The sequence below is a fragment of the Micromonospora arborensis genome (assembly GCF_003205615.1).
GTDB lineage: Bacteria > Actinomycetota > Actinomycetes > Mycobacteriales > Micromonosporaceae > Micromonospora > Micromonospora arborensis.
Map to the genome: position 1 here is coordinate 192,415 of NZ_PYBV01000019.1, position 12,327 is coordinate 204,741.

The 12,327-nt window shown below is 72.7% G+C and carries 12 protein-coding genes; 4 read left to right on the plus strand and 8 right to left on the minus strand.

Translation table 11 applies throughout. From position 1 onward, the window contains the following. The first annotated feature begins 403 nt into the window (after window positions 1-403). The 3 genes from C7C45_RS16865 to C7C45_RS16875 all read left to right on the plus strand — a co-directional run bounded on the left by C7C45_RS16865 (window position 404) and on the right by C7C45_RS16875 (window position 3,515). On the plus strand, window positions 404-1,669 hold the full coding sequence (locus C7C45_RS16865; protein ID WP_110564682.1) for a DUF2786 domain-containing protein: 1,266 nt from the start codon (window positions 404-406) through the stop codon (window positions 1,667-1,669). A 239-nt stretch (window positions 1,670-1,908) separates the two neighbouring features. After that, window positions 1,909-2,265, plus strand: coding sequence for a YciI family protein (locus C7C45_RS16870; protein WP_244200419.1), 357 nt, complete (start codon window positions 1,909-1,911; stop codon window positions 2,263-2,265). 32 nt (window positions 2,266-2,297) lie between these two features. Continuing rightward, entirely contained in the window at window positions 2,298-3,515 is a 1,218-nt protein-coding gene (locus C7C45_RS16875) for an RNA polymerase sigma factor (RefSeq protein ID WP_110564683.1), read from the plus strand. A 120-nt stretch (window positions 3,516-3,635) separates the two neighbouring features. On the opposite strand, the gene C7C45_RS16880 is transcribed toward C7C45_RS16875, so the two are convergent. The 7 genes from C7C45_RS16880 to C7C45_RS16910 form a co-directional block, all read right to left on the minus strand. Further along, a complete protein-coding gene (locus C7C45_RS16880; protein ID WP_110564602.1) occupies window positions 3,636-5,099 on the minus strand; it encodes an alpha/beta hydrolase in 1,464 nt (487 codons plus the stop codon). 121 nt (window positions 5,100-5,220) lie between these two features. Further along, on the minus strand, window positions 5,221-5,499 hold the full coding sequence (locus tag C7C45_RS16885) for a hypothetical protein (RefSeq protein WP_208641191.1): 279 nt from the start codon (window positions 5,497-5,499) through the stop codon (window positions 5,221-5,223). After that, the gene (locus tag C7C45_RS16890) at window positions 5,496-5,843 is read right to left on the minus strand and encodes an ArsR/SmtB family transcription factor (protein WP_110564604.1); all 348 of its coding nucleotides are present in this window, start codon (window positions 5,841-5,843) and stop codon (window positions 5,496-5,498) included. The genes C7C45_RS16885 and C7C45_RS16890 overlap by 4 nt, the downstream gene beginning before the upstream one ends. Before the next feature lie 162 nt (window positions 5,844-6,005). Then, on the minus strand, window positions 6,006-6,179 hold the full coding sequence (locus C7C45_RS16895) for a CsbD family protein (RefSeq protein ID WP_110564605.1): 174 nt from the start codon (window positions 6,177-6,179) through the stop codon (window positions 6,006-6,008). Between the two features lie 74 nt (window positions 6,180-6,253). Further along, window positions 6,254-8,506 (minus strand): heavy metal translocating P-type ATPase, encoded by a 2,253-nt coding sequence (locus C7C45_RS16900; protein WP_110564606.1) that lies wholly within the window; start codon window positions 8,504-8,506, stop codon window positions 6,254-6,256. A 12-nt stretch (window positions 8,507-8,518) separates the two neighbouring features. Beyond that, complete coding sequence (locus C7C45_RS16905) at window positions 8,519-9,475, minus strand: hypothetical protein (protein ID WP_110564607.1); 957 nt, start codon at window positions 9,473-9,475, stop codon at window positions 8,519-8,521. A 13-nt stretch (window positions 9,476-9,488) separates the two neighbouring features. After that, window positions 9,489-9,698: a heavy-metal-associated domain-containing protein gene (locus C7C45_RS16910; RefSeq protein ID WP_110564608.1), complete on the minus strand. Its 210-nt coding sequence runs from the start codon at window positions 9,696-9,698 to the stop codon at window positions 9,489-9,491. Window positions 9,699-9,794: 96 nt separating this feature from the next. Between C7C45_RS16910 and C7C45_RS16915 the strand changes: the two genes are divergently transcribed. Further along, window positions 9,795-10,091 (plus strand): metal-sensitive transcriptional regulator, encoded by a 297-nt coding sequence (locus tag C7C45_RS16915; RefSeq protein WP_030329541.1) that lies wholly within the window; start codon window positions 9,795-9,797, stop codon window positions 10,089-10,091. A gap of 32 nt (window positions 10,092-10,123) precedes the next feature. Here the strand turns inward: C7C45_RS16915 and C7C45_RS16920 are convergent, their stop codons facing one another. Further along, window positions 10,124-12,190, minus strand: coding sequence for a heavy metal translocating P-type ATPase (locus C7C45_RS16920; RefSeq protein ID WP_110564609.1), 2,067 nt, complete (start codon window positions 12,188-12,190; stop codon window positions 10,124-10,126). Between the last annotated feature and the right edge of the window lie 137 nt (window positions 12,191-12,327).

Below are 12,327 nucleotides of genomic sequence, written 5' to 3' on the forward strand. Positions count from 1 at the left end.
CGGTCGGTCGGTCGGTCGGGGCCAAACTACCCTGAACTGGACGAAATGTGCCGACCCAAAGCCCATCCGGGCGTGCATCCGGCGCTGATCAACACGAGGTCGGCGATGTTGCGGCATCCGGCCTGGTTGATACCGCAACATCGCCGATCTTGTGTTGATCAAAGCGGGATCCGTAGTCAGGCGCGTCTGGGCGGGGCGGGACCTCCCCGTTTCGCGACTCCCGCACGGCTCGCGGCATGATCATGGAGCCTGAAGGTGCGACAAATCCCGAAAGGCCAACCGAACCCGAGGGGCAACGGAACCCGAGGGCCAACCGAACCTGAGGGGCAACGGAACCCGAGGGGCAACGAAACCCGACGGCAACCGAGCCCGAGAAGACAACCGAGAAGTGGAGGAGGTGCCCGTGCCGGACGCGGACGAACTCGTCGCCAACGCGCTCGCGGCGGTGCGCGGCACCGACGTACGGCTGGCCGAACGGCAGCTGGACCAACTGATGGTCGGCACCGGCGCGGCGGACGGCACCACGGCGGTGGACGCCGCGCTGGTGCGTCGCCTGGTCCGCGGCCTGGGGCGGCTCTGGCCGCGTGGCTGGCAGCCGGTCGACGTGGACCGGATCACCAGCCGGCGGATCGACCCCCGCGCGGCGCGGTTGGTCCGGGACGCGATGGCCGTCCAGCGGCGCGGGCAGTCGGATCCGGTCCCGGCCTGGTTTGACGAGCAGTTGCGCGAGCTGGCCAGCGAGGTACGGGCGGACGTCGAGAACGTGCTGGCCGCCTGGTCGGGGCGGGAGTCGCTGGACCGGGCCGACGCGCTCCGTGCGGCGGTGGACGTCCTCGCGCTGGTGGAGAGCCTGCCGCCGATCGCGGTGCTGCGCCCGCCCCCGGGCACGACCGGCGCGGCGACCGCCCGACCGGCCGGTACGGCCCGCAGCGGGTCGCCGATGCTGGACCGGGTACGGGCGTTGCTGGCCAAGGCCGAGTCGACGACGTTCCCGGCCGAGGCGGAGGCGCTGACCGGGAAGGCCCAGGAGTTGATCGCCCGGCACAGCATCGACGAGGCGCTGCTGGCCGCCGGGTCGGAGCGCGGCGACGTGCCCGGCGGGGTACGCCTGAGCACCGACACCCCGTACGCGGGGGCCAAGGCGCTGCTGGTGCAGGAGGTGGCGGCGGCGAACCGGTGCGAGGCGGTCTGGTCCGACGATCTCGGCTTCGCGACCGTGCTGGGCTGGCCGGCCGACCTGGTGGCGGTGGAGTTGCTCTACACCTCCCTGCTGGTGCAGGCGACCGCGGCGATGCTGCGTGGTCGCGCCGAACGGCGGGCGGGGTCGGGGCGGCGGACGAAGGTCTGGGACGAGTCCTTCCTCAACGCGTTCGCGCTGCGGATCGGCGAACGGCTGCGTGCGGCCACCGAGGCGGCAACCGACGCGGCGGACCAGGCGGCGGCCGAGACGGCCGGGGCGGAGCGGTTGTTGCCGGTGCTCGCCGCGCGGGGCGAGGCGGTCCGGGAGCGGCTGGACACGCTCTTCCCGGGCGTGACCCGGCACCGGCTCAGCGTCCGCGACGCCGAGGGTTGGTCGTCCGGCACCTCGGCCGCCGACCGCGCGTCGTTGGACGTCGGCGGCGGGCGTAGACCCCGGCAGGTGCCCGGCCGACCCGACGACCGGCGCTGACCCGACCGACGCCGACCCGACCGGCGCCGACCCGACCGGCGCTGACCCGACCGGCGCCGACCCGACCGGCCTGGGACCACGCTCGCGCCGACCCGACCGGCGTGGGACCACCGCTGGCGCAACTTTCTGCGATTTTCTTCGGTACGCGGTAGGGAACGGGGTTTCGGCTCCGACCCTCCGGTGAGTCGCGCCCCGGCCGGGGTGTGACCGAGGCTTGAGGAGCATCCGCCGTGAAGTACATGCTGCTGATCTGGAACCGTCCCGGCTTCACCGAGGAGCTGACCGAGCAGGACCGCCTGGCTCTGTTCGGCGAGGTCGACGAGATCATGAAGGAGCTGACCGAGACCGGCGAGCTGGTGGACGGGCAGGCGTTGGCCAACCCGTCGCAGACGTTGACGGTTCGGCTCGTGGACGGCAACGCCGAGGTCATCGACGGGCCGTTCATGGAGAGCAAGGAACAGTTCGCCGGCTACCTGACCGTCGACTGCGACAGTCCGCAGCGGGCCGCCGAGATCGCCGCCCGCTGGCCGGACGTGCGCTACGGCGGCGCGATGGAGGTCCGCCCGATCATGAACGAGGCCGGGACGGAGATGTGACCGACGACCGGACGGTCGAGGACCTGCTGCGCATGCTCGCGCCGCAGGTCCTCGGCCTGCTGGTCCGCCGGTACGGGCAGTTCGACAGGTGCGAGGACGCGGTCCAGGAGGCGCTGTTGGCCGCCGCGACGCAGTGGCCGGGGCAGGGCGTACCGGATAGTCCGCGCGCGTGGTTGCTCACCGTGGCCACCCGCCGGCTCACCGACGAGTGGCGCAGCGAGAGCGCTCGCCGGGACCGCGAGGTGGCGGTGGCGCGGCGCGAGCCGGCGTACGCCGGGGTGGCTCCGCCGGCCGACGCGGAGCCGGCGGTGGCGGACGCCGACGACACCCTCACCTTGCTGTTTCTCTGCTGCCACCCGGCGCTGACCGGATCGACGCAGGTGACGCTCACCCTGCGCGCGGTCGGCGGTCTCAGCACCGCCCAGATCGCTCGGGCGCACCTGGTGCCGGAGGCGACGATGAGCCAACGGATCCGCCGGGCCAAGCAGCGGATCGAGGCGGCTGGTGCCCGGTTCACCATGCCCGAGCCGGGTGAGCGGGACGAGCGGCTGCGCACGGTGCTCCGGGTGCTCTACCTGATCTTCAACGAGGGGTACACCGCGTCGAGTGGGCCGGACCTGCACCGGGCCGAGTTGACCGGGGAGGCGATCCGGTTGGCCCGCATCCTGCATGGGCTGCTGCCCGACGACGGCGAGGTGGCCGGGTTGTTGGCGCTGATGCTGCTCACCGACTCGCACCGGGCGGCTCGGCTCGGCCCGGACGGTGAGCTGGTGCCGCTGGCCGAGCAGGACCGCACCCGGTGGGACGCGACTGCCATCACGGAGGGGATCGCGCTGATCACCGAGGCGTTGACGTGGTCACCGCCCGGCCCGTACCAGCTTCAGGCGGCGATCGCCGCGGTGCACGCCGAGGCGCCGACGGCGGCGGAGACGGACTGGCGGCAGATCGTCGTGCTGTACCGGCTGCTGGCCCGGATCGCGCCGAACCCGATGGTCACCCTCAACCAGGCGGTGGCGGTTGCCATGGTGGACGGGCCACGGGCGGGTCTCGCCCAGCTCACGTCGTTGGACGCCGACGAGCGCACCGCCGGCCACCACCGGCTCGTCGCCGTCCGGGCCCACCTGTTGGAGTTGGCCGGGGAGGGCGGCGCGGCGCGGGAGGCGTACCTGGCGGCGGCACGCGGCACGACCAGCCTGCCGGAGCAGCGGTACCTGGAGCTGAAGGCCGCCCGGCTGACGGGGCAACGCTGAGGTCCGCCAGCGCTCGCTCCCGTCGCGCTCGCCCGCGCCGCCCACGTCGTACGCGCCACGCGACGCCCCTGATCACGCCCTCGACCACCGGGCGGGACTGACCCACCCGGCGGCCGACGGTCAGACTTCGGGTTCGATGGCCGGGCAGTTGGTGCCCCGGGCCGGCACCACTTGGTCGATCAGGTAGGCATCGACAGCCTGCCCCACGCACGGGCTGGTGGTGTAGCTACCGTGCCCCCACCCCTGATAGGTGAGCAGCACGCCGTGCCTGCCCAACTGCCGCGCCACGTTGGTGGCCCAGCCGTACCCGCTGGCCGGGTCGTGCACGGTGGCGGCGAGCAGCAGCGGCACGGCGGTGCGGACCCGCAGGCGGTGCTGCGGGTTGGCGACCGGCTGCGGCGTGCCCAGGCAGGTCGCGAGGGCGAACAGCGCCGTCGGATAGCGCAGGTCGGGCGCGAGGCGGGCCACCCGGCGCAGGTGTCCGGCGTACTCCCGGTAGTCGCGGACGGGCAGGCTCCAGTCCTGGCAGAAGACCGCGAAGGGGTACGACGCCACGGCCTCGGCGGTCGGTCCGGCTGCGGCCGATAGCGCGGTGGCCGGCGAGGCGGAGGTCTCCATCGTGCCGAGCCATTCGGCCAGCCCCGGCCACCGCCCGGTGTCGTAGAACTCCTTGTGGGTGAGCCGGGCCAACTCGAACGGGGTCAGCACGATCCCGGGGCGCTTCGGATCGGTGAGCGTGCCGCGCTCGGCCCGCGTACGCAGCCCGGCCCAGATCGCCCGGAAGTCCCGACCGTGCAGGGCGCAGGCGCTGGACCGGTCACACCAGGCCACGAACTCGTCGAACGCGTCCTCCGCGGTGACCGCCTGGCTGTCGAGGAACGCGCGGGTGTCGCCGCTGTGGTCCATCGCGGCCTCCAGCACCATGGCGCGGACCCGGTCGGGGTACAGCTCGGCGTACCGCTCGCCGAGCAGGGTGCCGTACGAACTGCCGTGAAAGGTCAACTGCCGCTCGCCGAGCGCGCTGCGGATCGCGTCCAGGTCGCGGGCGGCGCTGGTCGTGTCCACGTGGTCGTAGAGCGCCCCGGTACGGGCCCGGCAGTCGGCGCGCAGCAGTGCGTTGCCGGCCAGGGTGGCGTCGAACTGAGCCTGGTCGGCGATCAGTTGCGGTTGCCGGGAGAGCAGGTCCCGGGAACAGACCACCGGGTGGCTGCCGCCGGTGCCGCGCGGGTCGAAGCTGACGATGTCGAATCGGCGGCGCAGGTCGGCGCTGAACCGGGAACTGCCGTTCACCACCCGGTCGACTCCACTGTCGCCCGGCCCGCCGGGGCCGAAGACCAGCGAACCTTGCCGGGCGGCCGGATCGGTGGCGACCCGGCGAGCCAACGCCAGGTCGAAGCGCTCACCTCGGGGTCGGTTCCAGTCCACCGGCAGCGACAGGGTGCCGCACTCGGCGGTGGCGTCCTTCGGGCAGGGTTGCCAGTCGATGGTGGGGCGGGCGGCGGCCGGGCTCGCCGGGGTCAGGCCGGCGGCCGTGAGGGCCAGGGCGACCGCCCAGCCGACGGCAGATTTGCGTACGCGCAGCATGAGGTGCTGTCCTCTCCTTGAAGGAGCGTTGCCGGTGAACTCGCCCAGTGGGCGAGGTGATGCTGCTTCCGCCCGGGCCGTCGAGTAGCCGCTCGACGGCCCGGGACCTTCGTCGCCGAGGTCAGTCGACGTCGCTCAGGACGCGTTCGACAGTGCTCATCCGGGTCTCCATCCCGCCCAGCCGGCCATCCATGGCGGCGAGCAGTCGGGCGTTCTCCGCCTGGGCCTGAGTTGCCGTTTCGGCGAGCCGGCGGTAGTCGTCCGCGCGGGCCGACTCGAGCCGGGCCCGCCGGGTCTTGGCGAACTGGACGACGGTCACCGTGAACACGCTGATCAGCAGGGCGAAGATGCCGATCGCGCCGACCACCTCGGTCCAGTCGTGGTCGCTCATTCCGGTCATCGGTCCGCTCCTGGTTGTTCGGCCGAGTCGGGCACGGTCAGCGTCTCGACTGCCGCCGCGATGACCTCGGGGGTGAGTGTGAGCACGAACGGCTCCACCTCGTAGTAGTTCATGGCCTTCCCGTCCTCCGACAACTCCAGGCTGGCGGTGACCAACCCGGCCGCTGCCAGCTTCCGTAGGTGGACCTGCAGCAGCGCTCGGCTGATGCCCAGTTGTCGGGCCAGCCCGCTGACGTAGGCACGCTCGTGGGCCAGCGCGGCGACGACCCGCAGCCGGTGCGGGTTGGACAACGCCGCCAGCACCCGAATCAGGTCGTCACCGGTCAGCGGTGAAGCTCTGCTCATAACCGGCCCTCGCACATGCCAAGAGAAGTTAGCAGGTATCGGCGCGTGGTGGTGCGAACGGGCGGCGAAATCAGGGGGTTCTCAGGGTCACCCGCAGGGCCGGACACACAGAACGCCGGGCCGGTGAGTGATCACCGGCCCGGCGCGCGGGTACGTCGTACGTCAGCTCTTGAAGGCGTCCTTGATCTTCTCGCCCGCCTGCTTGAGCTTGGCCGTGGACTGGTCAGCGCGACCCTCGGCCTCGAGCTGCTCGTTATCGGTGGCGCGACCAGCGCCTTCCTTCAGCTTGCCGGCCGCGTCCTCGGTGGCGTTGTTGATCTTGTCGTCGATACCCATTGCCAACCTCCATCGCAAGCGTCGCTACAACACCACCAGTACCCCCGCCGACGCCGGTCCAACCATTACCGCCGTCACAGTCCGCGATCGTCGGCAGCCGGACGGAACCGGCGCAGCCGCAGACTGTTGGCCACCACGAAGACCGAGGACAGCGCCATCGCGGCACCGGCGATCATCGGGTTGAGCAGCCCGGCGGCGGCCAGCGGCAGGGCCGCCACGTTGTAGCCGAACGCCCAGAACAGGTTGCCCCGGATGATGCCGAGCGTGCGCCGGGACAACCGGATGGCGTCCACGGCGGCGTCCAGGTCACCTCGAACGAGGGTGAGGTCGGACGCCTCGATCGCGACATCGGTGCCGGTGCCCATGGCCAGCCCCAGGTCGGCCTGGGCCAGCGCCGGGGCGTCGTTGACCCCGTCACCGACCATCGCCACCGACCGCCCCTGCGCCTGGAGCCGCTTGACCACGTCGACCTTTCCGGCCGGCAGCACCTCGGCGATCACCTCGTCGATGCCCACCTCGGCGGCGATCGCGCGAGCCACCGTGGTGTTGTCCCCGGTCAGCAGGACCGGGGTGAGCCCCAGCGCCCGCAGCCGGGCCACCGCCGCCCGGCTGGTCGGCCGAACCACGTCGGCGACCGCGAGCACGCCTCGGGCCCGGCCGTCCCAACCCGCGACGATCGCCGTACGACCGGCGGCCTCCGCCTCGCTGACAGCCCGCTCGACCTCCGGCGGTACGTCGATCTCGCGCGCACGCAGCAGCCGGGCACGGCCGACCAGCACGACACGCCCGTCGACCGTGCCGGTCACGCCCAGCCCTTCGAGGTTGGTGAAGCCCGTCACGGGGGTCAGCGGCCCGGCCTCGGAGGCGCCCGCCGCGACCGCTCGGGCGATCGGATGCTCGGAGGCGGCCTCGACCGCCCCCGCGAGCCGGAGCAGCTCGGCCCGGTCCTCGCCACTCGCCGGCACCACGTCCACCAGGGTCATCCGGCCGGACGTGACGGTGCCGGTCTTGTCCAGCACCACGGTGTCCACCCGGCGGGTCGACTCCAGCACCTCCGGCCCCTTGATCAGCACACCGAGTTGGGCGCCCCGGCCGGTGCCGACCAGCAACGCGGTCGGGGTGGCCAGGCCGAGCGCGCAGGGGCAGGCGATGATCAGCACGGCCACGGCGGCGGTGAACGCCGCGGTCGGGCCGGCCCCGTTACCGAGCCACCAGCCGAGCGTGCCGACGGCGAGGGTGATGACGATCGGCACGAAGACGCCGGAGATCCGGTCCGCCAACCGCTGCACGGCCGCCTTGCCGCTCTGCGCCTGCTCGACCAGGTCGGCCATTCGGGCGAGCTGGGTGTCCGCGCCGACCCGGGTGGCGCTGACGATCAGCCGACCGCCCGCGTTGATGGTGGCGCCGACCACACCGTCACCCGGACCGACCTCGACCGGCACCGACTCGCCGGTGAGCATGCTGGCGTCGACGGCGGAGCTACCCTCGTCGACCACGCCGTCGGTGGCGATCTTTTCCCCGGGGCGGACCACGAACCGGTCACCGACGGTGAGCTGCTCCACGGGGATCAGGGTCTCCACCCCGTCGCGCAGCACCGCCACCTCCTTGGCGCCGAGTTCGAGCAGGGCGCGCAGGGCCGCACCGGCGGTCCGCTTGGATCGCGCCTCGAAGTAGCGGCCGGCCAGGATGAACACGGTCACCCCGGCGGCCGCCTCCAGGTAGATGTTGCCGGCGCCGTCGGTGCGGGTGATGTCGAGGCGGAACGGGTGCGTCATCCCCGGCATGCCGGCGTCACCGAAGAAGAGCGCCCAGAGCGACCAGCCGAACGCGGCCAGGGTGCCGAGTGAGACCAGCGTGTCCATGGTTGCCGCGCCGTGCCGCAGGTTCGTCCAGGCGGCCCGGTGGAACGGCAGCCCACCCCAGACCACCACCGGGGCGGCCAGGGTCAGCGACAGCCACTGCCAGTAGTCGAACTGCCAGGCCGGGACCATGGCCAGCAGGACCACCGGCACGCTCAGCGCCACCGAGACCCAGAGCCGGGTACGCGGGCCCTCCAACGGATCCGCCGCCGGCTCGGCGGTCGGTGGGGCCGGCAGCGCAGCCTGGTAGCCGGTCTTCTGCACGGTCTCGATCAGGTCGTCCGGCGTGACGCCGTCGGCGTACCGGACGGTCGCCTTCTCGGTGGCGTAGTTGACGGTGGCGCTCACCCCGTCCATCCGGTTGAGCTTCTTTTCGATCCGGGCGGCGCAGGCGGCACAGGTCATCCCGCCGATCGCCAACTCGATCCGGTTCGGCGCCTCGGGCAGCGGTCTGCCGGTGGTGGTCATCGTCTGGTCCCGTCAGTTGTGCCCGTGCCCGGGGGTGCCATGGTCGGCACCGCCGGTCGGCGCGGGTCCGCTCGGGTTGCTTCCGGTCGGCGGGGCGTCGGCCGGCGGGGTGCCGGTGCTGACGGTGAACTCGGCGGTGTGCACCGCTCCACCGTGCCGGAAGTCGAGGTAGAGCCGATAGCTGCCCACCGAGGGCACCTCGGCGAGGAAGGTGACGGCCGGGCCGGGCCGGGTCCGTCCGTCGCCCGGCGTCCCGTCCGGGTGCACATGCAGGTATGCCAGGTCACCCCGGCGCAGTGCCACCAGGTGCCCGTACGCGCCCAGGTAGGGCTCCAGGTCGGTGACCGGCTGCCCGTTCCGGCTGATGCTGAGGGTGAGCGGTGACGTGCGGCCGGGCTGCGGCGTGCCGGTCAGGGTGACCGTGTAGCCGTCGACGGTGGTGCTGGTAGCCGGGGCGGGCAACGGCCGTTCGGTCAGCGCACCGGGGATGGTCACGTCCACGCCGAGGGTCAGCGGGTCACCCCCGGTCGGGGTGAAGTCGGCGAACGCCCGCCACTGCCCTGGGCCAGCCAGTGGGGTGGCGACCCGCCAGGTGCCGTCGGTGGCCAGGTCGGGGTGCACGTGGCGGAAACCGGAGAGGTCCCGTCGGGCGACGATCAGGTGCATCTGCTTGTCGTGCGCCACGTCGTACCGGGTCACCGGCTGGCCGTCCGGCCCGGTGATCCGGAAGGCGAACTCGTCGGCCTGGGCGTCGACCGGGTCGAGGGTGTAGCCGCGGTCGGAGACGAGCAGGCCGCCGGGGAGCCGGTCGGCTGCCTCGTCCGGTTCTTCCGTCGCGCTGGCGGCAGCACCGTCGTGCCGGCCCTCGACGACGGGGGCGCGGTCGACCGCGCGGCCGATCCCGTAGGTCGCGCTGAAGACCGCCGCGAGGCCGACAGCGAACCCGGCCAGTCTCGTCACCGTGCGCATGCCGGCCCTCTGCTCACGCGTCGACGAGGTCGTAGCCGGCCTCGTCGACAGCGGCCCGGACGACCTGCACGTCCAGCGGCTCGTCGCTGCTGACGGTGACCCGGCCGGCGGCGAGGTCGACCTGGACGTCACGCACACCCGCGATGGCGCCGACCTCGGCGCTGACCGCGCTGACGCAGTGCCCACAGGTCATGCCCTGCACCTGGTACGTCGTGTTGACCATCGGATCGTCTCCCTAAGAGGTACCGGTACCCGGTGGGGGTATCCCACCAGCAATGCACCGTACCATACCCCCCAGGGGTAGGCTATCCTGGTCGCCATGACCGCTCCCACCCCGATCCGCGGGTACACCGCCAGCAAGGACCAGCTGCTCGCGCGACTCCGCCGAGTCGAGGGGCAGGTCCGTGGCATCGAGAAGATGGTCGACGACGACCGCTACTGCATCGACGTGCTCACCCAGATCTCCGCGATCCAGGCCGCACTCGACAAGGTGGCGCTGGGGCTGCTCGACGGGCACGCCCGGCACTGCATGCACGAGGGGGCGGCCGAGGGCAGGGCCGATGAGATGGCGACCGAGATGATGGCGGCAGTCGGCCGACTGATGAAGCGCGGCTGACGGCCCTCAGTCCGGTGCCGAGCCGAGGGCCGTCAGCCCGGCCCCGGGCCAAGACGCACCCGACGCAGCAACTGCGCGTTGAGCGCCACCACGATGGTGGAGGCGGACATCAGCAGCGCGGCAAGCGCCGGGCTCAACGCCACGCCGCCCCCGGCCAACACCCCCGCCGCCAGCGGCAGCGCCACCACGTTGTAGCCCGCCGCCCAGGCCAGGTTCTGGCGCATCTTCTGGTAGGACGCCCGGGACATCCGTAAGACGGCACCGACCCCGCGCGGGTCCGACGAAGCCAGCACCACGCCCGCGGACTCGATCGCCACGTCGGTGCCCGCGCCGATCGCGATGCCGACGTCCGCTCGGGCCAACGCGGGCGCGTCGTTCACCCCGTCGCCGACCATCGCCACGGTCAACCCCCGCCGCTGAAGCTCGGCCACCCGTTCATCTTTCTCCGCCGGCAGCACCTCGGCGAAGACCTCGTCGACGCCGGGCCGGAAGCCGAGGTCGGCCGCGACCGCGTCGGCCACCGACCGGGCGTCACCCGTGATCATGGCGATGGTCCGAACACCTGCGGCACGCAGCTCGTCGACGGCCCGCCGAGCCTCCGGACGCACCTCGTCGGTCAACGCGAACGCGCCGAGCACGGTCTCCGGCAGGCGCACCAGGTGCAGCACCGCGGCGCCCCGCGCCGACCACCGCGCGGTCGCCGCCTCCAACTCCGCCGGGAGCGACAGGCCCAGTTCCCGCAGCAGCGCCGGCCCACCCACCGCGTACTCCGTACCCTCGATGGTGGCCTGCACCCCGCGGCCCGGCAATGACCGGAACCCGGCGGCGGGGGCCGGGCCGGCGGCCCCCGCCGCCGCCACGATCGCCCGAGCCAGCGGATGCTCACTGTCCGACTCGACGCCAGCCGCGATCCGCAGCACCTCGTCCCGCTCGGCGCCGGAGGCCGGCACCAGGTCCGTGACGGCGTGCTCGCCCCGGGTCAGCGTGCCGGTCTTGTCGAAGAGCACCGCGTCGACCGTCCGCATCCGCTCCAACGCCAACCGGTCCTTGACCAGGATTCCGGACCGCGCGGCCAGCGCGGTGGAGAGTGCGACGACCAGCGGGATGGCCAGACCCAGTGCGTGCGGGCAGGCGATGACCAGGACGGTGACCGCGCGGACCACCGCCTCGTCGGGATCGCCGAGCGCGGTCCACACCAGCACGGTCAACACTGCGGTACCGGTGGCCACGTAGAACAGCGCCGCGGCGAACCGATCGGCGAGCAGTTGGGCCCGCCCGCCGGAACCCTGGGCCTGCGCGACCATGCGCTGGATGCCGGCGAGCGCGGTCTGCTCACCCACCGCCTCGACGCGGACCCGGACCACCGAGTCGGTGGCGACGGTGCCGGCCACCACCCGATCGCCCACCGACCGGACGACCGGTCGCGACTCGCCGGTGATCATCGACTCGTCCAATTCCGCAGCGCCGTTCACGATCCGACCGTCCGCCGGCACCCGACTTCCCGGGCGGACCAGCACCACGTCGCCGACGCGCAGGCCGGTCACCGGAACCGCCTCGACCCGTCCGTCGGCGGCCACCCGCTCGGCCTCGTCCGGCAGCAGCGCGGCCAGCGCCGCGAGCGCCCCCCGGGCCTGCCCGATGGCCTTCATCTCCTGCCAGTGCCCGAGCAGCATGATGGTGACCAGCGCGGCCAACTCCCACCAGAAGTCCAGGTCGAAGACCCCCACGCTGGTGGCCAGTGACGCGGTGTACGCGACGGTGATCGCCATCGCGACCAGCAACATCATGCCGGGCGACCGGTCCCGCACCTCCCGCACAGCACCGACCAGGAACGGCCAACCGCCCCACCAGAACACCACCGAGCCGAGCACCGGGCCAACCCAGGAACGGGCCGGGACGTCCCAGTTCAGACCGAGCTGATCCGCCACGAGGTGACTGGCCAGGACCACCGGAACGGTGAGCACCAGGCAGGCCCAGAACCGGAGACGGAACAACTCCGGATCGTGCCCGGCGTGCCTGTCGTGCCCGGCGTGCTGGACAGTCGCGCCCGGGGCATCGTGCTGCTGGCGGCCGGGGTCGGGCGGCGACGAAGCGGGCATTCCTCCAACATGCCCGGCCGGGGACCGGCACGCGGGCGGTTCAGCCACCGACACCCCCGGTGACGACCGGCATGCCCGATCCGCGCCGGTTAGCATTCCCTCCGACAGTGAGCCGACCAGCCCGCCGACACGTACCC

What these genes read in the sequence shown, in the direction of transcription:
- C7C45_RS16910 (WP_110564608.1), bottom strand. Translation starts at nt 9,698, where the DNA reads ATGGTCAACACGACGTACCAGGTGCAGGGCATGACCTGTGGGCACTGC.
- C7C45_RS16875 (WP_110564683.1), top strand. Translation starts at nt 2,298, where the DNA reads ATGCTCGCGCCGCAGGTCCTCGGCCTGCTGGTCCGCCGGTACGGGCAG.
- C7C45_RS16920 (WP_110564609.1), bottom strand. Translation starts at nt 12,190, where the DNA reads ATGCCCGCTTCGTCGCCGCCCGACCCCGGCCGCCAGCAGCACGATGCC.
- C7C45_RS16890 (WP_110564604.1), bottom strand. Translation starts at nt 5,843, where the DNA reads ATGAGCAGAGCTTCACCGCTGACCGGTGACGACCTGATTCGGGTGCTG.
- C7C45_RS16885 (WP_208641191.1), bottom strand. Translation starts at nt 5,499, where the DNA reads ATGACCGGAATGAGCGACCACGACTGGACCGAGGTGGTCGGCGCGATC.
- C7C45_RS16900 (WP_110564606.1), bottom strand. Translation starts at nt 8,506, where the DNA reads ATGACCACCACCGGCAGACCGCTGCCCGAGGCGCCGAACCGGATCGAG.
- C7C45_RS16895 (WP_110564605.1), bottom strand. Translation starts at nt 6,179, where the DNA reads ATGGGTATCGACGACAAGATCAACAACGCCACCGAGGACGCGGCCGGC.
- C7C45_RS16915 (WP_030329541.1), top strand. Translation starts at nt 9,795, where the DNA reads ATGACCGCTCCCACCCCGATCCGCGGGTACACCGCCAGCAAGGACCAG.
- C7C45_RS16905 (WP_110564607.1), bottom strand. Translation starts at nt 9,475, where the DNA reads ATGCGCACGGTGACGAGACTGGCCGGGTTCGCTGTCGGCCTCGCGGCG.
- C7C45_RS16870 (WP_244200419.1), top strand. Translation starts at nt 1,909, where the DNA reads ATGCTGCTGATCTGGAACCGTCCCGGCTTCACCGAGGAGCTGACCGAG.
- C7C45_RS16880 (WP_110564602.1), bottom strand. Translation starts at nt 5,099, where the DNA reads ATGCTGCGCGTACGCAAATCTGCCGTCGGCTGGGCGGTCGCCCTGGCC.